Raw genomic sequence first — 21,685 nt, 5'->3', positions numbered from 1 at the left:
AGGGAGGCTCGCGAAGCGGGGAGGGGGACACCGGCCGGTGTCCCCCTCCCTCGCCTCACTCCTCGCGGGCGGCGGTCAGATGTTCCGCGTGTTCCTGGAGCGACCGGACGCCGACCGCGCCCCGGCCCAGCGCCTCGATGCCCTGCACGGCGGCCGCGAGCGCCTGGACGGTGGTCAGGCACGGGACGCCGCGGGCGACGGACGCCGTACGGATGTCATAGCCGTCGAGCCGGCCGCCGGTGCCGTACGGGGTGTTGACGATCAGGTCGACCTCGCCCTCGTGGATGAGCTGGACGATGGTCTTCTCGCCGTTCGGGCCCTCGCCCTCGCTGTGCTTGCGCACCACGGTCGCGTTGATCCCGTTGCGCTTGAGCACCTCCGCGGTGCCCGAGGTGGCCAGCAGCTCGAAGCCGAGGCCGACCAGCTCCCGGGCCGGGAAGATCATCGAGCGCTTGTCGCGGTTGGCGACGGAGACGAACGCGCGCCCCTTGGTCGGCAGCGCGCCGTACGCCCCGGCCTGTGACTTGGCGTAGGCCGCGCCGAAGACCGAGTCGATGCCCATGACCTCGCCGGTGGAGCGCATCTCCGGGCCGAGGATGGTGTCCACCCCGCGCCCGGAGGCGTCCCGGAACCGGCTCCAGGGCATCACGGCCTCCTTGACGGAGATCGGCGCGTCCATCGGCAGCGTGCCGCCGTCGCCGCCGGAGGGCAGCAGCCCCTCGGCGCGCAGCTCGGCGATGGTGGCGCCCAGCGAGATCCGGGCCGCGGCCTTGGCCAGGGGGACGGCGGTGGCCTTGGAGGTGAAGGGGACGGTACGGGAGGCACGCGGGTTGGCCTCCAGCACATAGAGGATGTCCCCGGCCATCGCGAACTGGATGTTGATCAGCCCGCGGACGCCGACCCCGCGCGCGATGGCCTCGGTCGAGGCGCGCAGCCGCTTGATGTCGAAGCCGCCGAGGGTGATCGGGGGCAGGGCGCAGGCCGAGTCGCCGGAGTGGATCCCGGCCTCCTCGATGTGCTCCATGACGCCGCCGAGGTAGAGCTCCTCGCCGTCGTAGAGCGCGTCCACGTCGATTTCTATGGCGTCGTCGAGGAAGCGGTCGATCAGCACGGGGTGCTCGGAGATCAGCCCGGCGTGCCGCTCCAGGTACGCGGCGAGCGAGGGCTCGTCGTAGACGATCTCCATGCCGCGGCCGCCGAGCACGTAGGAGGGCCGGACCATGACCGGGTAGCCGATCTCGGCGGCGATGCCCTTGGCCTGCTCGAAGGAGAAGGCGGTGCCGTACTTGGGCGCGGGCAGCCCGGCCTCGGTGAGCACCCGGCCGAAGGCGCCGCGCTCCTCGGCGAGGTTGATCGCCTCGGGCGAGGTGCCGACGATCGGCACGCCGTTGTCCTTGAGCGCCTGGGCCAGGCCCAGCGGGGTCTGGCCGCCGAGCTGGACGATCACCCCGGCCACCGGGCCCGCCTGCGTTTCCGCGTGGACGATCTCCAGTACGTCCTCCAGGGTGAGCGGCTCGAAGTAGAGCCGGTCGGAGGTGTCGTAGTCGGTGGAGACGGTCTCCGGGTTGCAGTTGACCATGACGGTCTCATAGCCCGCGTCATGCAGCGCGAAGGAGGCGTGGACGCAGGAGTAGTCGAACTCGATGCCCTGGCCGATGCGGTTGGGGCCCGAGCCGAGGATGATCACCGCGGGGGTCTCGCGCGGGGCGACCTCGGACTCCTCGTCGTAGGAGGAGTAGAAGTACGGGGTCCGGGCGGCGAACTCGGCGGCGCAGGTGTCGACCGTCTTGTAGACGGGCCGGATGCCCAGCGCGTGCCGCACCTCGCGGACCACGTCCTCGCGCAGCGAGCGGATCCCGGCGATCTGGGCGTCGGAGAAGCCGTGCCGCTTGGCCTCGGCGAGCAGCTCTGGGCCGAGCTTGTCGGCGGCGGCGATCTCGTCCGCGACCTCCTTGATCAGGAAGAGCTGGTCCACGAACCACGGGTCGATCTTCGTGGCGTCGAAGACCTCCTCGGGGGTGGCTCCGGCGCGGATGGCCCGCATCACGGTGTTGATCCGGCCATCGGTGGGCACGACCGCCGCCTGGAGCAGCTCGGACTTCGTCCCGGGCTCGCCGGTGAAGTCGAACTGGCTGCCCTTCTTCTCCAGCGAGCGCAGCGCCTTCTGCAGCGCCTCGGTGAAGTTGCGGCCGATGGCCATGGCCTCGCCGACCGACTTCATGGTGGTGGTGAGCCGGGCGTCGGCGGCCGGGAACTTCTCGAAGGCGAAGCGCGGCACCTTGACCACGACGTAGTCGAGCGTGGGCTCGAAGGACGCCGGGGTCTCCTGGGTGATGTCGTTGGGGATCTCGTCCAGGGTGTAGCCGACGGCCAGCTTCGCGGCGATCTTGGCGATGGGGAAGCCGGTGGCCTTGGAGGCGAGTGCCGAGGAGCGGGAGACGCGCGGGTTCATCTCGATGACGATGACCCGGCCGTCCTCGGGGTTGACCGCGAACTGGATGTTGCAGCCGCCGGTGTCGACGCCGACCTCGCGGATGACGGCGATGCCGATGTCCCGCAGGATCTGGTACTCGCGGTCGGTGAGCGTCATCGCCGGGGCGACGGTGATCGAGTCACCGGTGTGCACGCCCATGGGGTCGAAGTTCTCGATGGAGCAGACGACCACGACATTGTCGTTGCGGTCGCGCATCAGCTCCAGCTCGTACTCCTTCCAGCCGAGGATGGACTCCTCCAGGAGCACCTCGGTGGTCGGCGAGAGGGCCAGACCCTGTCCGGCGATACGGCGCAGCTCGTCCTCGTCGTGGGCAAAGCCGGAGCCCGCGCCGCCCATGGTGAAGGAGGGGCGGACCACGACCGGGTAGCCGCCGAGCTGGTCGACGCCCGCGAGGACGTCGTCCATGGAGTGGCAGATGACCGAGCGGGCGGACTCACCGTGGCCGATCTTGGCGTGGACGGCCTCGACGACGTCCTTGAAGAGGTCGCGGTCCTCGCCCTTGTTGATCGCCTCGACATTGGCGCCGATCAGCTCGACGGCGTACTCCTCGAGGGTGCCCGCCTCATGGAGGGAGATCGCGGTGTTGAGCGCGGTCTGACCGCCGAGGGTGGGCAGCAGCGCGTCGGGGCGCTCCTTGGCGATGATCTTCTCGACGTACTCCGGGGTGATCGGCTCGACATAGGTGGCGTCGGCGATCTCCGGGTCGGTCATGATCGTGGCCGGGTTGGAGTTGACCAGGATGACCCGCAGGCCCTCGGCCTTCAGCACCCGGCACGCCTGGGTGCCGGAGTAGTCGAACTCGGCGGCCTGGCCGATGACGATCGGGCCGGAGCCGATGACCAGAACGGACTGGATGTCGGTGCGCTTAGGCACGCTGGCCCTCCATCAGGGACACGAAGCGGTCGAAAAGGTACGCGGCGTCATGCGGACCGGCGGCGGCTTCGGGGTGGTACTGGACGCTGAACGCGGGGCGGTCGAGCAGCCGCAGCCCCTCGACCACGTTGTCGTTGAGGCAGACATGGGAGACCTCGGCGCGGCCGAAGGGGGTGTCGGACGGCGCGTCGAGCGGGGCGTCCACGGCGAAGCCGTGGTTGTGGGCGGTGACCTCCACCTTCCCGGTGGTGCGGTCCTGCACCGGCTGGTTGATCCCGCGGTGGCCGTACTTCAGCTTGAAGGTGCCGAAGCCGAGCGCGCGGCCGAGGATCTGGTTGCCGAAGCAGATGCCGAACAGCGGCGTGGCGCGCTCGAGGACGGCCCGCATCAGGGATACGGGGTGCTCGGCGGTGGCCGGGTCGCCGGGGCCGTTGGAGAAGAAGACCCCGTCCGGGTTCACCGCGTAGACGTCCTCGGCGGTGGCGGTCGCGGGCAGCACGTGCACCTCGATGCCGCGCTCGGCCATCCGCTGCGGGGTCATGCCCTTGATGCCCAGGTCGATGGCGGCGACGGTGAACTTCTTGGTGCCGATGGCCGGGACGACGTAGGCCTCCTCGGTGGCCACCTCGCCGCTGAGGTCGGCGCCCTTCATCTGGGGGGCTTCCCGCACCTTCGCCAGCAGCGCGGCCTCGTCGGCGAGTGCCCCGCCGGAGAAGATGCCCACGCGCATGGCGCCGCGCTCGCGCAGATGGCGGGTGAGGGCACGGGTGTCGATCCCGCTGATGCCGACGACGCCCTGGGCGCCGAGCTCCTCGTCGAGCGAGCGGCGGGAGCGCCAGTTGGAGGGCGTACGGGCCGGGTCGCGCACGACGTAGCCGGAGACCCAGATCCGCTTCGACTCCGGGTCCTCGTCGTTGACGCCGGTGTTCCCGATGTGGGGGGCGGTCATCACGACGACCTGGCGGTGGTAGGAGGGGTCGGTCAGGGTCTCCTGGTAGCCGGTCATCCCGGTGGAGAACACGGCCTCGCCGAAGGTCTCCCCCACGGCCCCGTAGGCCCGGCCGCGGAAGGTGCGGCCGTCCTCCAGGACGAGGACTGCGGGGCTCGTGGCCCCCCTGTTGGAGGTGGTCATCGTGAACCTTCCGTGTCGTGCGAGGTGGCGGCCGCTTCGCTGGGGCCGCCGGAGAGTTCGGTGAGGGCGTCCACCCACGCGGTGTGCTCGGCCGCGTGGTCGGAGCGGAAGCCGGAGTCGATCAGCCGGTCACCGTGGCTCCAGGTGATCACCAGCAGCCCGCCCTCGGCGAGGACCTTGCCCGCGATGCCCTTGTCCAGCCGGGCGCCGCGCAGCTCGGCGGCGGGGATGAAGAAGTCCTGCGCGCCCGGCCGTACGACGCTCACGCCCTGGTCGGTGAGGGTGAGCTCGGCCCGGCTGCGGGTGCCGAGGCCATGGGCGACGATCCGGTCCAGCCACTGCCCGGCGGTGGTGGAGCCGTGGTAGCGGCCGCTGAGTGCAAGGGGCTTTCCGTTGAGGGTGGCGGTGGGCGACGGGTGGGCGGTGGGCGACGGGTGGGCGAGCGCAGGCTCGCCGGGCTCGGCCGGGGCCTGGGGCAGCTCGGGGAGGTCGCCCTGGAGGGTGCCGCGCCACTTCCAGCCCTCGCGCATCAGCCAGTAGACCAGCGCGATGACCAGCAGCAGCCCGACGACCCAGCCGAGGCGGGCGGCCCAGTCCGTCACGTCCTGCGATTTCTGCTCGGCCGCGAGGCCCGCGAATCCCGCGAGGCCCGCCACCGGATGACTCGGAGTCGTCACGCCAGCTTCCCGTCCACAACCGTCGCCCGGCCCCGCAGGAAGGTGTGCGTCACGCGGCCCGGCAGTTCGCGGCCCTCGTAGGGGGTGTTGCGGCTGCGGGAGGCGAAGCCCGCGGGGTTCACCACACCACGGTAAGCCGAGTCGAGCAGGGTGAGGTTGGCGGGCTCCCCGGCGGCGACGGGACGGCCGTGGCCGGTCAGGCGGCCGATGGCCGAGGGCCGCGCCGACATCCGGTCGGCGACGCCCGTCCAGTCCAGCAGCCCGGTGTCCACCATGGTGTGCTGGACCACGGACAGCGCCGTCTCCAGACCCACCATGCCCATGGCCGCCGCACCCCACTCGCAGTCCTTGTCCTCGTGCGGATGCGGGGCGTGGTCGGTGGCCACACAGTCGATGGTGCCGTCGGCGAGCGCCTCGCGCAGCGCCATCACATCGGCCTCGGTGCGCAGCGGCGGGTTCACCTTGAAGACGGGGTCGTAGGAGCGTACGAGCTCGTCGGTCAGGAGCAGGTGGTGCGGGGTGACCTCGGCGGTGACGTTCCAGCCCTTGGACTTGGCCCAGCGGACGATCTCGACCGAGCCCGCGGTGGACAGATGGCAGATGTGCACCCGGGAGCCGACGTGGGCGGCGAGCAGCACATCGCGGGCGATGATCGACTCCTCGGCGACGGCCGGCCAGCCGCCCAGGCCCAGCTCGGCGGAGACGACGCCCTCGTTCATCTGGGCGCCCTCGGTGAGGCGGGGCTCCTGGGCGTGCTGGGCGATGACGCCGTCGAACGCCTTCACATACTCCAGCGCGCGGCGCATGATCACCGCGTCGTCCACGCACTTGCCGTCGTCGGAGAAGACCCGCACCCCGGCGGCGGAGTCGTGCATCGCGCCCAGCTCGGCGAGCTTCTTGCCCTCCAGGCCCACGGTCACCGCCCCGATGGGCTGGACGTCGCAGTAGCCGGACTCCCTGCCCAGCCGCCACACCTGCTCGACGACGCCCGCGGTGTCGGCCACGGGGAAGGTGTTGGCCATGGCGTGGACCGCGGTGAAACCGCCGATGGCGGCGGCCCGGGTGCCGGTGAGGACCGTCTCGGAGTCCTCTCGGCCGGGCTCGCGCAGATGGGTGTGGAGGTCGACCAGACCCGGCAGCAGGATCTGTCCGGTGGCGTCGATCACGGTGGCGCCGTCCGCGTCAAGGCCAGTGCCGACCGCGGCGATGCGCTCGCCCTCGATCAGCACGTCGCGCGGCTCACCACCGAGCAGCTTCGCCCCGCGCAGCAGCGTCTTGTGGGTGTCGCTCATGGTCACTTGCTCTCCTCGGTGCGGGCGGCGGCGACGGCGGACTCGTTCCCGCCGAGCAGCAGATACAGGACGGCCATGCGGATCGAGACGCCGTTGGCGACCTGCTCGACGGCGGTGCAGCGGTCGGAGTCCGCGACATCCGCGGTGATCTCCATGCCGCGGTTCATGGGGCCGGGGTGCATCACGATGGCGTGCTCCGGCATCCGCGCCATCCGGTCGCCGTCCAGGCCGTAGCGGCGGGCGTACTCGCGCTCGGTGGGGAAGAACGCGGCGTTCATGCGCTCGCGCTGGACGCGCAGCATCATCACGGCGTCGGTCTTGCCGACCACCGCGTCCAGGTCGTAGGAGACCTCGCAGGGCCAGCTCTCCACGCCGAAGGGGACCAGCGTCGGCGGGGCGACCAGGGTGACCTCGGCGCCCAGGGTGGACAGCAGATGGACGTTGGAGCGGGCCACCCGGCTGTGCAGGACGTCGCCGACGATGGTGATCCGGCGCCCGGACAGATCCTGGCCCACCCCGGACGCCCCGGAGGCCAGCCGGCGGCGCATGGTGAAGGCGTCGAGCAGCGCCTGCGTGGGGTGCTCATGGGTGCCGTCGCCCGCGTTCACCACGGCGCCGTTGATCCAGCCGGAGGTGGCCAGCCGGTGCGGGGCGCCGGAGGCGTGGTGGCGGATCACCACGGCGTCGGCGCCCATCGCCTCCAGGGTGAGCGCGGTGTCCTTCAGGGACTCGCCCTTGGAGACCGAGGATCCCTTGGCGGAAAAGTTGATCACGTCGGCGGACAGCCGCTTGGCGGCCGCCTCGAAGGAGATGCGGGTGCGGGTGGAGTCCTCGAAGAACAGGTTGACGACGGTACGGCCGCGCAGGGTCGGCAGTTTCTTGATCGGCCGGTCGGCGAGCCGGGCCAGTTCCTCGGCGGTGTCGAGGATCAGGACGGCGTCGTCGCGCGAGAGATCGGCGGCCGAGATGAGGTGGCGCTTCATCCGGTTGCTCCGTGGGTGAAGGAGGTGTGCGGGCGTGCGGGCGGGCAGGCGCGGGGACCGGTGTCCTGGCGGAACCGGTGGTCCGTCGGGCGGGTTCCCCCGGGGTCGCCGGGGCGGCACTCGCCGTCGGTGAGAGGCGCTACTTCCCGTCCGCTGGGGTGGTCTCGCGCAGCCCGAGGAGCACGCTGTCGCGGCCGTCCTCCTCGGTGAGCTGGACCTTGACCGTCTCCCGCAGCGACGTGGGGAGGTTCTTGCCGACGTAGTCGGCGCGGATCGGCAGTTCCCGGTGGCCGCGGTCGACGAGGACCGCGAGCTGGACCGCGCGCGGCCGCCCGATGTCGCCGAGGGCGTCGAGGGCGGCGCGGATGGTGCGGCCGGAGAAGAGCACATCGTCCACGAGGACCACGAGGCGGCCGTCGATGCCGTCGTCGGGGATCTCGGTGCGGGCGAGTGCGCGGGCCGGGCGCAGCCTCAGGTCGTCGCGGTACATCGTGATGTCGAGCGAGCCCACCGGGATCCGGCCGGGCTTGCCGGTGATCTCTTCGAGCCGGGCGGCCAGCCGCCGGGCGAGAAAGACACCACGGGTGGGAATGCCGAGCAGCACCACGTCATCGGCGCCTTTGGCGCGCTCGACGATCTCGTGGGCGATGCGGGTGAGAACGCGCGCGATATCCGGTGCTTCCAGCACCGAGCGCGCGGTGTCCGAGGTGTGTGCGTCCATACGAAACGGACCTCCTTCTCCGCCTCACGGGACGGACCTTAAAGGACGGTCGGATTTGCGCCATTCACACTAGCAGGGGTACCGACCGCCCCCGTCAACGCCCCTGGCCGGAGCCCCTCCGCTCCGTTCGGCTTGACGAATGGAAATTACGCTGCGTAACCTCACAGTGAGTGACCAGCCGCGCGGCACAGCCGCACGTCGATACAGCGTCCGGGGAGCTTTATGTCCAGCGAATACGCCAAACAGCTCGGGGCCAAGCTCCGCGCCATCCGCACCCAGCAGGGCCTCTCCCTCCACGGTGTCGAGGAGAAGTCCCAGGGCCGCTGGAAGGCCGTGGTGGTGGGATCGTACGAGCGCGGCGACCGCGCCGTGACCGTGCAGCGTCTCGCCGAGCTGGCCGACTTCTACGGCGTCCCGGTGCAGGAGTTGCTTCCGGGCACAAGCCCGGCCGGGGCCGCCGAGCCGCCGCCGAAGCTGGTACTGGACCTGGAGCGACTGGCCCATGTGCCGGTCGAGAAGGCGGGCCCGCTACAGCGGTACGCCGCGACCATCCAGAGCCAGCGTGGTGACTACAACGGCAAGGTGCTCTCGATCCGTCAGGACGATCTGCGCACCCTCGCCGTCATCTATGACCAGTCGCCGTCCGTGCTGACCGAACAGCTGATCAGCTGGGGCGTGCTGGGCGCCGACGCCCGTCGCGCGGTCCAGCACGAAGACGTCTGAGTCCCCCTTTCCCTGTTCACCAGCAGAAACGTGCCGCCGGGGGCAGTGGAGCCCTTCTGGGTCCTCCACCGCCCCCGGCGGCTTTGTCGTGTGATGAGCGCGGCTATGCCTGGTGCTCCCGGGGCTCCTGCTCGCGACGCAGACTCGGCTTCAGCTCCTTGATGCGGCCCAGCAGGCCGTTGACGAAGGCCGGCGAGTCATCGGTGGAGAACTCCTTGGCGAGCTGCACCGCCTCGTCGATCACCACCGCGTCCGGGGTCGCGTCCTCCCACACCAGCTCATACGCGCCCAGCCGCAGGATGTTCCGGTCGACGACCGGCATCCGGTCCAGCGTCCAGCCCACCGCGTAGGTGGCGATCAGCTCGTCGATCCGCTCGATGTGCTGGGCGTATCCCTCGACGAGCTGCATCGTGTATTCGCTGACCGGCGGCTGCCGGTCGTCGGTCCGGGCGAGCCGGATCCAGTCCGCGAGCACGGTCCGCACGGTGCTGCCGCGCTGATCGGCCTCGAAGAGGATCTGGAAGGCGCGCTTACGGGCCTTGTTGCGGGCAGCCACGGTTAGTTGTTCACCCGACCGAGGTACTCACCGGAGCGGGTGTCGACCTTGATCTTCTCACCGGTGGTGATGAACAGCGGCACACCGATCTCGTAGCCGGTTTCCAGCTTGGCGGGCTTGGTGCCACCGGTGGAGCGGTCGCCCTGGACGCCCGGCTCGGTGTACTCGATCACCAGCTCGACGGCGGCGGGCAGCTCGACGTACAGCGGGTTGCCCTCGTACATCGCCACGACGGCCTCGAAGCCCTCGAGCAGGTAGCGGGCGTTGTCGCCGACGACCTCGGGGGTGATGTAGATCTGGTCGAAGGTGTCCATGTCCATGAACACAAAGCTCTCGCCGTCCTTGTACGAGAACTGCATGCCGCGCTTGTCGACATTGGCCGTCTCGACCTTCACGCCGGCGTTGAAGGTCTTGTCGACCACCTTGCCGGACAGCACGTTCTTGAGCTTGGTGCGCACGAAGGCAGGGCCCTTGCCGGGCTTGACGTGCTGGAACTCGACGACGGACCAGAGCTGGCCGCCGTCGAGCTTGAGCACAAGGCCGTTCTTGAGGTCGTTCGTGGATGCCACGGTTGCGGGATCTCCTGGACTACAGCTGGTGGAGACCAGAGAGCCGCGGGCGCGCCCGGTTCCGCTAGAGCGCGAGCAGCTCTTTGGTCGTGATGGTGAGTAGCTCGGGTCCGCCGTCCGCCTCGGGGCGGACGACGAGCGTGTCATCGATCCGGACACCGCCCCGGCCCGGGAGGTGGACCCCCGGCTCGACGGTGACCGGCACACAAGCGTCCAGTTTACCCATGGCGGACGGTGTGAGCCGAGGGTCCTCGTCGATTTCCAGGCCCACACCGTGTCCGGTGCACGGTTCCAGCCCGTCTCCGAAGCCCGCGGCGGTCAGCACCTGACGGGTCACCCGGTCCACGTCCCGGTACGCCCGGCCCGGCAACAGCGCCTCCCGCCCGGCCCGCTGAGCGGCGAAGACGGCATCGTACAGCTCGACCTGCCAGTCCGCGGGCGAGGGGCCGATGACGAAGGTACGGCCCACCTGGCAGCGGTAGCCGCGGTAGTCGGCGCCCAGAGAGATGGTGAGGAAATCGCCCTCCTCCACCCTCCGGTCGGTGGGCAGATGGCCGGGGCGCCCCGCGTTGGGCCCCGCCGCGACCACGGTGGGGAAGGCCGGGCCGTCCGCGCCGTGGTCCACCAGGCGGCGCTCCAGCTCCAGCGCCAGATGCCGCTCGGTGCGGCCCACCAGGATCGACTCCAGCAGCTCGCCGAGCGCCTGGTCGGCGAGCTCCCCGGCGATCCGCATACAGGAGATCTCCTCGTCGTCCTTGATGAGCCGCAACTGCTCGACGGCACGGCCCAGATCGGCGAGGCGGACGCGGCGGGCGGCGGCACCGAGCGCCCGATGGCGGGCGACGGTCAGATCGTGCTCCTCGACGGCCAGCGACTCGGCGCCGTCCGCCGCGGCCAGATCGGCGGCGGCCACGGCCGGATCGCCGTCCGCGCCGGGCGTCACCAGCAACCGCGGCTCGTCGGAACGCGGCGGGCCCGAGGAGAGCGGGGGCGCGGACGGGACCTCGGTGGCCACCAGCACATCCTGGACGGGGCCGAGCAGCAGCACGGCCCCGGGCGGCACGGCGCCGCACAGATAGCGCACATTGGCGGGCCGGGACACCAGCGCCGCCGCGCTCCCGGCCGCGGTGCACTGATCGTGCAGACGGGCACGTCGGGCCGCGTACACCTCGGACATGTCCCCGAGCGTACGCAGCCCGGTCGGGTCCGGCCGGTCGAGCGGGTCCGGACGGGGGTCTACCAGCTGGGTGGGCTTGCGATGGAGCGGGTGACGACCTCGTCGAGCATGCGGGCCGTGGTCTCCACGTCGTACGTGGAGTTGTCGATGATGGGCAGGCCGGAGCCGTACCACCCCGCCATCCGGCCGTGGATCCGCGCCACCTCCTCGTCGCTGAGGCGGCGGTTCCCGCTGCGGGCCGCGTTCCGCTCCAGGACGATCTCCAGGCCCGGCAGGACCACCACCGGCAGCAGCCCGGGGCCCACATGGCGCTTCCAGCCGCCGAGGCCGACGACCGGGCGGTCGGGGAAGACGGCGTCGTCGAGGATGCAGGAGATCCCGTTGGCCAGGAAGTTACGGGCGGCGAAGCCGCAGGTGCGGCGGGCGAGACGATACTGCGCCTCGGAGTGCTCGTTCCACCCCGACTGGGGGTTGGCGAAGCCGGACCGCACCCACTCCCGCACATCGTCCAGGCTGATGTGCGCGGTCGGCACCCGGCGGCGGTCGGCCCAGTAGCGCGCGACCGTGGTCTTGCCCGCCCCGGCCGGTCCGATCAGCAGCACCGCCACCGCCGCCTGCGAGACATCGGCGAGCGACGGGTCCGACGGGGGGTGCGGCAGCGGCACCGGGCCGCCGGGCGGCAGTTGGACATGGCCGGTGGTGTTCACCGTCTCCAGCGGCGCCCCGGGGGGCGCGGGCGGGGCCGGCGGAGGGGACACCGGATGCTGCGCGGGCGGTACCGGATGCCCGGCCGCGGGAGGCGCGGGCGGGGCGGGGGGATTGGGGTGAGGTCCCGGGTGATGGCTCGCACTCGCGCCCTGGGCCCAGCCCGCGCCCTGCGGCCCGGGAACCGGCCCCGGCTGATGGGGCGGTGGCAGCGGAGCTCCCACTGCATGCTGCATCCGGTGGCACTCCGTCTCGTACAGGCAGTTCTCGTCCGACAACTGTCAGGTGCTGATACGGCGGTGAGGCCGCTCCTACCGAACGGTACCTGCCCAAGGCTCCGCTGTGTGAACGGACCGCAAACCCGCTGTGTCCGCGCCGCCCCTCGCCAGCCAGGCATTTCGTCCCTCAAGGGCCGCAGCCGCGAGGGCTTGGGGCTGTTCGAAAGCCCGCGGCGGGGCCGCGGGCTTTCGAAGGCGATGGCAGAGTGGTGACGCGGGAGGACGGTTACGGCCCGGGTCAGCCGGAGACCTCGGCGTACGCCGCGAGCAGCACCGCCGGGTCCGGGCCCTCGAGCACGGTGGGCTTGGCGATACCGTCCAGGACGATGAAGCGCAGCAGGTCACCGCGGGACTTCTTGTCGACCTTCATGGTCTCCAGCAGCTTGGGCCACTGGTCGCCGCGGTAGGTGAGCGGCAGGCCCACGGCCTCCAGGACGGTGCGGTGCCGGTCGGCCGTGGCGTCGTCCAGACGGCCCGCCAGCCGGCCCAGCTCGGCGGCGAAGACCATGCCCACGGAGACGGCCGCGCCATGGCGCCAGTTGTAGCGCTCGTTCTTCTCGATGGCGTGGGCGAGCGTATGCCCGTAGTTGAGGATCTCCCGCAGCCCGGACTCCTTGAGGTCACTGGAGACGACCTCGGCCTTGACCCGGACGGAGCGCTCGATGAGCTCGGCGGTGTGCGGCCCGGCGGGCGTACGGGCGGCGACCGGGTCCCGCTCGATCAGCTCCAGGATCTCCGGGTCGGCGATGAAGCCCGCCTTGATGACCTCGGCGAGCCCGCTGACGTAGTCGTTGACCGGCAGCGAGTCCAGCGCGGCCAGATCGCACAGCACCCCGGCCGGGGGGTGGAAGGCGCCGACGAGGTTCTTGCCCTCGGCCGTGTTGATCCCGGTCTTGCCGCCGACGGCGGCGTCGACCATGCCGAGCACGGTCGTGGGGACGGCGATCCAGCGCACTCCGCGCAGCCAGGTGGCGGCGACGAACCCGGCGAGGTCGGTGGTCGCGCCGCCGCCGACGCCGACGATCACATCGGTGCGGGTGAAGCCGGTCTGGCCGAGCGCCTTCCAGCAGTACGCGGCGACCTCGGCGGTCTTGGCCTCCTCCGCGTTGGGCAGCTGGATCGCGATGGCGTCGTACCCCTGCTCGGCGAGGTCCTGGCGGATCGCCTCACCGGTCTCGGCCAGCGCCTCGGGGTGCAGGACGGCGACGCGCTTGGCAAGCGCGCCGATCAGCCCGGGAAGCTCGCCGAGCAGCTGCCGGCCGATCAGCACCTCATACGGCGCGGTGCCCGCGGTGCCTCCGACCTGGATGCGCGTAGGGGTATCGGCCACAGGGGGTGTCATGCGTTCTTCAGCTCCAGTACGTCCAGGACGGCCTCGGCGACGGCCTCGGGGGTGCGGTCCTCGGTCGACACCACGGCGCGGGCGACCTCGGTGTACAGCGGGCGGCGCTGCTCCATCAGCTCGCGCCAGCGCTGGCGCGGATTGACCGCGAGCAGCGGGCGCGGGGCGTCGAGGCCGGTGCGCTTGACGGCCTCGGCGACACCCATCTCCAGGAAGACGACGGGAAGGCCGGTGAGCAGCGCCCGGGTGCCCTCGTCGAGGACGGCGCCGCCGCCCAGCGCGAGCACGCCCCGGTGCTCGGCGACGGCGGTCCGCACCGCCTGCCGCTCCAGCTCGCGGAAGTGCGGCTCGCCCTCGTCGATGAAGATCTCCGAGATCTCCTTGCCCGCCGTGTCGACGATGTCGGTGTCGGTGTCGCGGAAGGTGGTGCCGAGCCGCTCCGCGAGCGCCTGCCCGACGGTGGTCTTCCCGACCCCCATGGGCCCGACCAGCACAACAGCCGGACCCTCGCTGACCTGCCCCGTCACCGGATGGCCAGGTTCTCGAGGAAGCCCCGCACATTGCGGTGGGTCTCGGTGACCGAGTCGCCGCCGAACTTCTCCGCGACCGCGTCCGCGAGGACCAGCGCGACCATCGCCTCGGCGACGATCCCGGCCGCCGGGACGGCGCAGACGTCGGAGCGCTGGTGGTGGGCCCTGGTGGCCTCGCCGGTGCTGACATCGACCGTGGCCAGCGCCCGCGGCACGGTCGCGATCGGCTTCATCGCGGCCCGGACGCGCAGCAGCTCGCCGGTGCTCAGCCCGCCCTCGGTACCGCCGGAGCGACCCGAGGAGCGCCGGATGCCCTCGTCCGTGGAGAGGATCTCGTCATGGGCCTTGGAGCCGGGCACCCGCGCGAGGTCGAAACCGTCGCCGACCTCGACGCCCTTGATGGCCTGGATGCCCATCAGCGCACCGGCCAGCCGCGCGTCGAGCCGGCGGTCCCAGTGCACATGCGAGCCGAGGCCCACCGGCACGCCGTACGCGAGCACCTCGACGACGCCGCCGAGCGTGTCGCCGTCCTTGTGGGCCTGGTCGATCTCGGCCACCATCGCCTTGCTCGCGTCGGCGTCCAGGCAGCGCACCGGATCGGCGTCCAGCCTCTCCACGTCGGCGGGCTTGGGGTAGACGCCGTAGGGCGCCTTCGCGGCGGCCAGCTCCACGACATGCGAGACGATCTCGATCCCGGCCGTCTCCTTGAGGTAGGAGCGGGCGACGGTGCCCAGCGCCACCCGGGCGGCGGTCTCGCGGGCGCTGGCGCGCTCCAGGATCGGCCGGGCCTCGTCGAAGCCGTACTTCTGCATCCCGGCCAGGTCGGCGTGGCCGGGGCGGGGGCGGGTGAGCGGGGCGTTACGGGCGACCCCGTCGAGGATCTCGGGGTCCACCGGGTCGGCGGCCATGACCTGCTCCCACTTGGGCCACTCCGTGTTGCCGACCATGATCGCGACCGGGGAACCGAGGGTCAGCCCGTGTCGTACGCCACCGAGGAAGGTGACCTCGTCACGCTCGAACTTCATCCGGGCACCGCGGCCGTAGCCGAGCCGCCGTCGGGCCAGGGCGTCGGCCACCATGTCGGTGGTGATCGGCACCCCGGCGGGCAGCCCCTCCAGCGTCGCCACGAGTGCGGGGCCGTGCGACTCCCCCGCGGTCAGCCAGCGCAACCTGCTCAACGGTGCTCCCTCATGCGCGTGCCTCGACGTCCTGCGGCGCGGCCCGGTCCGCGCGACTCCGGCCCGCATCTCCGATCCTCCCACGACCGGGGCGTCCACTCGGTTCGTGGTCCATGGGCTGGACGCCCGCGGCACCCCGGGGAGGGGCCGGGGACGGGCCGGACGGGGCCGAACGGGGCCGACGAGGGGCCGGGGACGGGCCGGACGGGGGCCGACAAAGGGCCCCGTGGGACGGCTCAGCGGGCCGCCAGCGCCTCGCGCATCGCCGCCAGGGGCGCGGGGGCGCGGCCCGTCATCTGCTCGACCTGGAGCACCGCCTGGTGCACCAGGAGGTCCAGGCCGCCGACCACCGAGCCGCCGCGCGCCGCCCAGGCGGCGGCCAGCGGAGTGGGCCAGGGCTCGTAGAGGACGTCGAAGAGCGCGCCGGGGCGGTCCGGTACGGCCGCGGCGAGCGCGTCGGCGGTGCCCGCGGGGGTGGTGGCGATCACCAGCGGCGCGCCGAGCGCCTCGGCCGCGTCGCCCCAGTCCGCCGTGCGCACCACGACGCCCAGCCGCTCGCCCCACTGCCGCATCTCGGCGGCGCGGGCCTCGCTGCGGACGTACGCGGTGACCTCGCCGTCGCAGATACGGGAGAGGGCGGCCAGCGCGGAGGAGGCCGTGGCGCCGGCGCCCAGCACGGCGGCGCGCGCCACGCGCCCGACGCCGCGCTCCCGCAGCGCCGCCAGCATGCCGGGGATGTCGGTGTTGTCCCCGCGCCTGCGGCCGTCGTCGCCGAAGACCACCGTGTTGACGGCCTCCACCGAGGCCGCGGTGTCGCTGATCTCGTCCAGCAGCGGGATGACGGCCCGCTTGAGCGGCATGGTCAGGGACAGCCCGGCCCAGGCCGGTCCCGCGTCCTCGCCGAGGTGTTTGAAGAAGTCCGGCAGCCCGGCCTCGTCCACCTCGAAGCGGTCGTATGTCCAGCCGGTCAGGCCCAGTTCGCGGTAGGCGGCGCGGTGCAGCACCGGTGACAGGGAGTGGGCGATCGGCGAACCGAGCACCGCTGCCCTGCGGTTTTCCGACATCTTTCCTCAGCCGTTGTTCGTGCGCTGCTTATTGAACTTGTTGACCCACTTCTGGTGATCCGCGTAGGTCTTGGAGAACTGGCTCGTCTTGCCGTCGAGCGAGATGAAGTAATACCAGCCGTCGCTGGTCGGGTTCATCGCCGCCTTCAGCGCGTCGTGGCCCGGATTTCCGATCGGACCGGGCGGAAGTCCCTTGTAGAAGTACGTGTTGTACGGGTTGTCGTACTGCTTGATCTCACTGATCGGAATATCAATCTTGCTCTGGTTCTTGATGTAGTTGTAGGTGGAGTCGAATTCCACCTTGCCGTAGGTCTCGGGGTTCGCGGGTTTGAGCCGGTTGTAGACGACCTCGGCCATCTTCCGGAAGTCGTCGTGGGTGACGCCCTCCGCCTGGACCAGGCTGGCCACGCTGATCAGCTGGAGCGGGGACTTCAGGCCCAATTCCTCGGCCTTGCCCTCGAGATCCAGACCGGAGTAGTTCCGATTGGCCTCGGCGACCATCTTCCGCAGCACGTCCGCGGGTTTGGCGCCCTCGCCCACGCTGTAGCGGGACGGGTACAGGAATCCTTCCAGCGGATCCTTGATCTTGCTGTTGTCGTCGGCCCAGGAGGGCAGCCCGAGTTTCTTGGCCTCCTTCTTGGCGACGCCCGCGGTGGTCCCCGCCTTGAGGCCGATCTTCTTGTCGATCGCCGCGTAGATCGTGGCGTCGCGCATGCCCTCGGTGACGATCAGGGCGTTGCTGCTGGTGGGGTCGAGCATCAGCTTGACCGCCGCCGCGCCGGACATCTCCTTGCGCAGGGTGTAGGTGCCCGGCTGGACGAACTTGCCGCTGTCCTCCACGGCGTCGACGAAGGCGCCGCTGCTCTTGACCACGCCCTTGTCGGCGAGTATCGAGCCGATCTCGGCGTTGCCGGAGCCGGAGGGAACCTCCACCTCGATCCGGCCGGTGCCCTGGCCGGAGTAGTCGGGTGCGGGGCCGAAGCGGGTCTGCCAGAAGTCGTAGGCGTAGTAGCCGCCTCCGCCGACCACGCCCACCAGGACGACGGTCACGAAGAGGCAGGCCACGCCGCTGCGGCGCTTCTTGGGCCTGCCCTTCTTGCCGGAGCGCTCACCGTCCTCGCCGTCGTCGTCCGTGTCATCCGCGCCGCCCCGGCCGCCGCCGTCGGTGAAGAACGGATGGTCGTCCTCGTCGTCCGCCTGGAGGGGCGGCTCGTCGGGGGCCTCGCGCTGGCGCGGCACCTGGTGCTCCGCGGGCACCGTGGGCATCTGCTGTGTGCCCTGTTGTCCCTGGTAGGGGTCCTGGCCCGGGTAGGAAACGCCCCGGCCGCCCCGGCCGCCCTGCCCGCCATAAGGATCCTGCGGGTCCATACCGCCGTACGAGCCGCCCTGGGCCGGGTAGGGGCTGCCCTGGCCGGGGTACTCCTGCGGGTGCCGCTGATGCGGGTAGCCGACGTCCTGGCCGTCCCACTGGGGCTGCTGATGCTGCTGCTGGGGGTCCTGCGGATAGCCGTGCGGATACTGCTGGTGCCCGTAAGGGTCCTGGCCGTAAGGGTCCTGGCCGTACGGGCCCTGGCCGTAGGTGCCCTGACCGTACGGATCCTGGCCGTAGGCGTCCTGTGCGTACGGATCCTGTACGTAGAGGTCCTGCTGTGCGTAGAGGTCCTGCTGTGTGTACGGATCCTGCTGTGCGTAGGGGTCCTGTGCGTAGGGATCCTGACCGGCCGCCGCGCCGTGGCCGCTCCACTCTCGGTCCCCGTACAGCGGATCCTCGGGGTGCCACGGTTGGGAGCCGGGTCCCCGGCCGTACTCAGTCATCGGTCCCCTAGCGACGGAGGTGGTCACCGCTCGGCGTGTGCGTGGCACGGGCGGCGGCGGCCATGCCGCGCGGAACGTTACCGTATCGCGATCAGATGACCACTTCGACGGCTTCCCCGGGGGCCCTCTCCGAGACCCGCTCGGTCTCCAGCGCGCTCTGCAGGATCACCACGGCCGCCGCCTGGTCAACGACGGCACGGCCCTTCTTGGATGTCATCCCGGAGGCGCGCAGCCCCTGGGACGCTGTGACAGTGGTCATACGCTCGTCGACGAGCCGTACCGGCACCGGGTTGACCCGCCGCGCCAACTCGCGCGCGAAGGTGCGCACTTTGGCCGCGGCCGGCCCCTCGCGCCCGTTGAGCGAGCGCGGCAGGCCGACCACCACCTCGATCGGTTCGTACTCCTCGACGATCGCCACGAGCCGCTTGTGGGCGGCCGGGATGTCGCGTCCCGGCACGGTCTCCACGGGGGTGGCGAGGATCCCGTCGGGGTCGCACGAGGCGACCCCGATCCGGGCGTCCCCGACGTCGATGGCGATCCGCCTGCCGCGTCGCACGCCTACCGGTCCGATTCCGCGACGAGCCGCTCGACGGCCTCGATGGCCTCGCCGACGGCCCCCGGGTTCTGCCCGCCGCCCTGGGCCACGTCCGGCTTGCCGCCGCCTCCGCCGCCGAGCGTCTTGGCGGCGGTGCGGACCAGGTCACCGGCCTTGAGCCCGCGCTCACGGGCGGCCTCGTTGGTGGCGATGACGGTCAGCGGACGGCTGTTCGCCACGGTGAAGAGGGCGACGACGGCCGGGCGGTCGACGGCCCCCGACAGTTGATCCAGCCGGCCGCGCACGTCCAGGACCAGCTTGCGCAGATCGTCGGCGGAGGTGCCGTCCGGCACCTTGGCGGCGACCAGGGCCACGCCCCGGACGTCCTTGGCGCCCTGGACGAGACCGGCGGCGGCCTGCAGCACCTTCTCGGCGCGGAACCGCTCGATCTCCTTCTCGGCCTCCTTGAGCTTGCTCAGCATGCCGGAGATCTTCTCCGGGAGCTCCTCGGGTCGGCCCTTGACCAGGTCGGTGAGCTGGGAGACGACCGTGTGCTCCCGGGCGAGGAAGTTGTAGGCGTCCACGCCCACCAGGGCCTCGACCCGGCGCACCCCGGAGCCGATGGAAGACTCTCCGAGCAGCTTCACCAGACCCAGCTGAGCGGTGTTGTGCACATGCGTGCCACCGCACAGCTCCTTGGAGAAGTCGCCGATGGTCACCACGCGCACCCGGTCGCCGTACTTCTCGCCGAACTCGGCGATGGCGCCCTGCTTCTTGGCGTCGTCCATGCTCATCACCTCGGCGGTGACGTCGAGCTCGCGCGAGAGCACCTCGTTGATCTTCTGCTCGACGTCCGTGAGGACCGCGCCGGGCACGGCGGTCGGCGAGCCGAAGTCGAAGCGGAAGCGGCCGGGCGAGTTCTCCGAACCGGCCTGGGCGGCGGTCGGGCCCAGGGCGTCGCGCAGCGCCTGGTGGGTGAGGTGGGTGGCGCTGTGGGCGCGGGCGATGGCACGGCGGCGCTTGATGTCGATCCGGGCGTGGGCCCCGGCGCCGACCGTGACCTCGCCGACCTGGACGACACCCTTGTGCACGCTGACGCCGGGCACCGGCTGCTGGACGTCCCGGACCTCCACCACGGCGCCGGTGTCCAGCTTGATCCGGCCGGTGTCGGCGAGCTGGCCGCCGCCCTCGGCGTAGAACGGGGTGCGGTCCAGGACGACCTCGACCTCGTCGCCCTCGGTGGCGGCGGGCGAGGACACCCCGTCGACCAGCAGACCGACGACGGTGGACTCGCCCTCGGTGTGCAGGTAGCCGGTGAATTCGGTCAGGCCTGAGCTGTCGGCCACCTCGCGGTAGGCGGACAGGTCGGCATGGCCGGTCTTCTTGGCCCTGGCGTCGGCCTTGGCGCGCTCCCGCTGCTCCTTCATCAGGCGGCGGAAGCCCTCCTCGTCCACCGAGAGGCCCTGTTCGGCGGCCATCTCGAGGGTGAGGTCCACGGGGAAGCCCCAGGTGTCGTGGAGCAGGAACACCTTGTCGCCGGGGAGCACGCTGCCACCGGCGGCCTTGGTGTCGGTGACGGCGGTGTCGAGGATGTTGGTGCCGGCCTTGAGCGTCTTGAGGAAGGCCGACTCCTCGGCGAGGGCGACGGTCTCGATGCGCTTGCGGTCGGTGAGCAGCTCCGGGTACTGCTGGCCCATCGTCTTGAGGACGACGTCGACGAGCTCGCCGACGACCGGCTCGGTGGCGCCGAGGATGCGCATGTTGCGGATGGCGCGGCGCATGATGCGGCGCAGCACATAGCCGCGGCCCTCGTTGCCGGGGGTGACGCCGTCGCCGATGAGCATGACGGAGGTGCGCATGTGGTCGGCGACCACGCGCAGCGAAACGTCGGAAGTCTGGGCGGCGCCGTAGGCGACCCCGGTCAGCTCGGTGGCCTTGTCCATGACGACGCGCAGGGTGTCGGTCTCGTACATGTTCCGCACGCCCTGCAGGATCATCGCCAGGCGCTCGAGGCCGAGACCGGTGTCGATGTTCTTGCTGGGGAGCTCGCCGAGGATCGGGAAGTTCTCCTTGCCCTCGCCCGGACCGCGCTCGTACTGCATGAAGACCAGGTTCCAGATCTCCACGTAGCGCTCGTCGTTGACGGCCGGGCCGCCCTCCTCGCCGAACTCCGGACCACGGTCGTAGTTGATCTCGGAGCAGGGGCCGCAGGGACCGGGGACGCCCATGGACCAGTAGTTCGGGCCCATGCCCAGCCGCTGGATACGTGTCGAGGGGACGCCGATCACCTCGCGCCAGATGCGCTCGGCCTCGTCGTCCTGCTCGTAGACGGTGATCCACAGCCGCTCGGGGTCGAGGCCGTAGCCACCCTCCTCCTGGGAGCCGGTCAGCAGCTCCCAGGCGTACTTGATGGCGCCTTCCTTGAAGTAGTCACCGAACGAGAAGTTCCCGCACATCTGGAAGAAGGTGCCGTGGCGGGTGGTCTTGCCGACCTCTTCGATGTCCGGGGTGCGTACGCACTTCTGCACGCTGACGGCGCGGTCGAAGGGCGGCTTGACCTCACCGAGGAAGTACGGCTTGAAGGGCACCATGCCCGCGGGGACCAGCAGCAGCGTCGGGTCGTCCGCGATGAGCGACGCCGACGGCACGACGGTGTGCCCGCGCTCCTCGAAGAAGCGCAGCCAGCGGCGGCGGATTTCAGCCGACTCCATCAGTGGTCCTCATTTCCGGCTTTGTGGAGCTTGTAGGGGGTGGTGCGGGTCAGCTCGGACCGGCCCCGCTGGGCCGGGAGCCGCTTACGGTCGTCCGGCGGTGGCGCGGAGAGTCCGAGCGCGTCCTTGAGCGCGGCCTCGCGGTCGGCCATGCCGTCCCGTACGTCGAGGGCGAAGACCTTGATCCGCCGGCCCGCCAGCACTGCGCGGTCGGCGGCCTGCGCCGCCAGGCTCTCCGGGGTGAGCTGGTTGAGCTTGCGGTTGACCTTGGTGGTGGCCCACACCCCGGCGGCGACGCCGGTGGTGAACCAGAATGTGCGGCGGAACATC

Annotated in this window: 19 protein-coding genes; 1 reads left to right on the top strand and 18 read right to left on the bottom strand. The window is 71.2% G+C overall.

Going from position 1 to position 21,685, the window contains the following annotated elements; genetic code table 11:
* Positions 1–55 precede the first annotated feature (55 nt).
* The 6 genes from carB to pyrR form a co-directional block, all read right to left on the bottom strand.
* A complete protein-coding gene (carB, locus tag J2Z30_RS37595; protein ID WP_044568533.1) occupies positions 56–3,367 on the bottom strand; it encodes a carbamoyl-phosphate synthase large subunit in 3,312 nt (1,103 codons plus the stop codon).
* Positions 3,360–4,499 carry a glutamine-hydrolyzing carbamoyl-phosphate synthase small subunit gene (gene carA, locus J2Z30_RS37590; protein WP_044568534.1) on the bottom strand — a complete coding sequence of 380 codons (1,140 nt, stop codon included), beginning with the start codon at positions 4,497–4,499 and terminating at the stop codon, positions 3,360–3,362. The genes carB and carA overlap by 8 nt, the downstream gene beginning before the upstream one ends.
* Complete coding sequence (locus J2Z30_RS37585) at positions 4,496–5,176, bottom strand: PH-like domain-containing protein (protein WP_044568535.1); 681 nt, start codon at positions 5,174–5,176, stop codon at positions 4,496–4,498. The genes carA and J2Z30_RS37585 overlap by 4 nt, the downstream gene beginning before the upstream one ends.
* On the bottom strand, positions 5,173–6,468 hold the full coding sequence (locus J2Z30_RS37580; RefSeq protein ID WP_044568537.1) for a dihydroorotase: 1,296 nt from the start codon (positions 6,466–6,468) through the stop codon (positions 5,173–5,175). Before J2Z30_RS37580 ends, J2Z30_RS37585 begins: the two co-directional genes overlap by 4 nt.
* 2 nt (positions 6,469–6,470) lie before the next feature.
* Positions 6,471–7,451 carry an aspartate carbamoyltransferase catalytic subunit gene (locus J2Z30_RS37575; protein ID WP_044568538.1) on the bottom strand — a complete coding sequence of 327 codons (981 nt, stop codon included), beginning with the start codon at positions 7,449–7,451 and terminating at the stop codon, positions 6,471–6,473.
* Positions 7,452–7,590: 139 nt separating this feature from the next.
* Positions 7,591–8,172: a bifunctional pyr operon transcriptional regulator/uracil phosphoribosyltransferase PyrR gene (gene pyrR, locus J2Z30_RS37570; RefSeq protein WP_044568540.1), complete on the bottom strand. Its 582-nt coding sequence runs from the start codon at positions 8,170–8,172 to the stop codon at positions 7,591–7,593.
* Positions 8,173–8,394: 222 nt separating this feature from the next.
* On the opposite strand from pyrR, the gene bldD reads away from it, so the two are divergent.
* On the top strand, positions 8,395–8,895 hold the full coding sequence (gene bldD / locus J2Z30_RS37565) for a transcriptional regulator BldD (protein ID WP_014056259.1): 501 nt from the start codon (positions 8,395–8,397) through the stop codon (positions 8,893–8,895).
* Between the two features lie 103 nt (positions 8,896–8,998).
* Here the strand turns inward: bldD and nusB are convergent, their stop codons facing one another.
* From nusB to J2Z30_RS37505, 12 genes are all read right to left on the bottom strand, one after another.
* Positions 8,999–9,451, bottom strand: coding sequence for a transcription antitermination factor NusB (gene nusB, locus J2Z30_RS37560; RefSeq protein WP_044568541.1), 453 nt, complete (start codon positions 9,449–9,451; stop codon positions 8,999–9,001).
* A 2-nt stretch (positions 9,452–9,453) separates the two neighbouring features.
* On the bottom strand, positions 9,454–10,020 hold the full coding sequence (efp, locus tag J2Z30_RS37555) for an elongation factor P (RefSeq protein ID WP_020867059.1): 567 nt from the start codon (positions 10,018–10,020) through the stop codon (positions 9,454–9,456).
* Positions 10,021–10,084: 64 nt separating this feature from the next.
* Positions 10,085–11,197 (bottom strand): aminopeptidase P family protein, encoded by a 1,113-nt coding sequence (locus J2Z30_RS37550; protein WP_044568542.1) that lies wholly within the window; start codon positions 11,195–11,197, stop codon positions 10,085–10,087.
* A gap of 59 nt (positions 11,198–11,256) precedes the next feature.
* Positions 11,257–12,138: a Pro-rich N-terminal domain-containing protein gene (locus J2Z30_RS37545; RefSeq protein WP_044581119.1), complete on the bottom strand. Its 882-nt coding sequence runs from the start codon at positions 12,136–12,138 to the stop codon at positions 11,257–11,259.
* 280 nt (positions 12,139–12,418) lie between these two features.
* Complete coding sequence (aroB, locus tag J2Z30_RS37540) at positions 12,419–13,522, bottom strand: 3-dehydroquinate synthase (RefSeq protein WP_078956521.1); 1,104 nt, start codon at positions 13,520–13,522, stop codon at positions 12,419–12,421.
* The gene (locus J2Z30_RS37535) at positions 13,519–14,001 is read right to left on the bottom strand and encodes a shikimate kinase (RefSeq protein ID WP_044581121.1); all 483 of its coding nucleotides are present in this window, start codon (positions 13,999–14,001) and stop codon (positions 13,519–13,521) included. The genes aroB and J2Z30_RS37535 overlap by 4 nt, the downstream gene beginning before the upstream one ends.
* 44 nt (positions 14,002–14,045) lie before the next feature.
* Positions 14,046–15,230 (bottom strand): chorismate synthase, encoded by a 1,185-nt coding sequence (gene aroC, locus J2Z30_RS37530; RefSeq protein WP_044568544.1) that lies wholly within the window; start codon positions 15,228–15,230, stop codon positions 14,046–14,048.
* 236 nt (positions 15,231–15,466) lie between these two features.
* On the bottom strand, positions 15,467–16,294 hold the full coding sequence (locus J2Z30_RS37525) for a shikimate dehydrogenase (protein WP_044568545.1): 828 nt from the start codon (positions 16,292–16,294) through the stop codon (positions 15,467–15,469).
* 6 nt (positions 16,295–16,300) lie between these two features.
* Positions 16,301–18,109 (bottom strand): endolytic transglycosylase MltG, encoded by a 1,809-nt coding sequence (mltG, locus tag J2Z30_RS37520; RefSeq protein ID WP_044568547.1) that lies wholly within the window; start codon positions 18,107–18,109, stop codon positions 16,301–16,303.
* 91 nt (positions 18,110–18,200) lie between these two features.
* Positions 18,201–18,665: a Holliday junction resolvase RuvX gene (ruvX, locus tag J2Z30_RS37515; RefSeq protein WP_044568548.1), complete on the bottom strand. Its 465-nt coding sequence runs from the start codon at positions 18,663–18,665 to the stop codon at positions 18,201–18,203.
* Between the two features lie 2 nt (positions 18,666–18,667).
* Positions 18,668–21,355, bottom strand: a complete 2,688-nt coding sequence (gene alaS / locus J2Z30_RS37510; RefSeq protein ID WP_044568549.1) for an alanine--tRNA ligase — start codon at positions 21,353–21,355, stop codon at positions 18,668–18,670.
* On the bottom strand, positions 21,355–21,684 hold the full coding sequence (locus tag J2Z30_RS37505; RefSeq protein WP_020867069.1) for a DUF6167 family protein: 330 nt from the start codon (positions 21,682–21,684) through the stop codon (positions 21,355–21,357). Before J2Z30_RS37505 ends, alaS begins: the two co-directional genes overlap by 1 nt.
* Position 21,685: the final 1 nt, after the last annotated feature.

The organism is Streptomyces iranensis (genome assembly GCF_017874715.1).
In the GTDB taxonomy this organism is placed as follows: Bacteria; Actinomycetota; Actinomycetes; order Streptomycetales; family Streptomycetaceae; genus Streptomyces; species Streptomyces iranensis.
This window is presented reverse-complemented; position numbering and strand designations above follow the sequence as displayed.

Coding starts and splice junctions, on each gene's coding strand:
- carA (WP_044568534.1), bottom strand. CDS start 4,499: ATGACCACCTCCAACAGGGGGGCCACGAGCCCCGCAGTCCTCGTCCTG.
- J2Z30_RS37580 (WP_044568537.1), bottom strand. CDS start 6,468: ATGAGCGACACCCACAAGACGCTGCTGCGCGGGGCGAAGCTGCTCGGT.
- J2Z30_RS37575 (WP_044568538.1), bottom strand. CDS start 7,451: ATGAAGCGCCACCTCATCTCGGCCGCCGATCTCTCGCGCGACGACGCC.
- pyrR (WP_044568540.1), bottom strand. CDS start 8,172: ATGGACGCACACACCTCGGACACCGCGCGCTCGGTGCTGGAAGCACCG.
- bldD (WP_014056259.1), top strand. CDS start 8,395: ATGTCCAGCGAATACGCCAAACAGCTCGGGGCCAAGCTCCGCGCCATC.
- J2Z30_RS37550 (WP_044568542.1), bottom strand. CDS start 11,197: ATGTCCGAGGTGTACGCGGCCCGACGTGCCCGTCTGCACGATCAGTGC.
- J2Z30_RS37545 (WP_044581119.1), bottom strand. CDS start 12,138: ATGCAGCATGCAGTGGGAGCTCCGCTGCCACCGCCCCATCAGCCGGGG.
- aroB (WP_078956521.1), bottom strand. CDS start 13,522: ATGACACCCCCTGTGGCCGATACCCCTACGCGCATCCAGGTCGGAGGC.
- J2Z30_RS37535 (WP_044581121.1), bottom strand. CDS start 14,001: ATGGGGGTCGGGAAGACCACCGTCGGGCAGGCGCTCGCGGAGCGGCTC.
- J2Z30_RS37525 (WP_044568545.1), bottom strand. CDS start 16,294: ATGTCGGAAAACCGCAGGGCAGCGGTGCTCGGTTCGCCGATCGCCCAC.
- mltG (WP_044568547.1), bottom strand. CDS start 18,109: ATGACTGAGTACGGCCGGGGACCCGGCTCCCAACCGTGGCACCCCGAG.
- alaS (WP_044568549.1), bottom strand. CDS start 21,355: ATGGAGTCGGCTGAAATCCGCCGCCGCTGGCTGCGCTTCTTCGAGGAG.
- J2Z30_RS37505 (WP_020867069.1), bottom strand. CDS start 21,684: ATGTTCCGCCGCACATTCTGGTTCACCACCGGCGTCGCCGCCGGGGTG.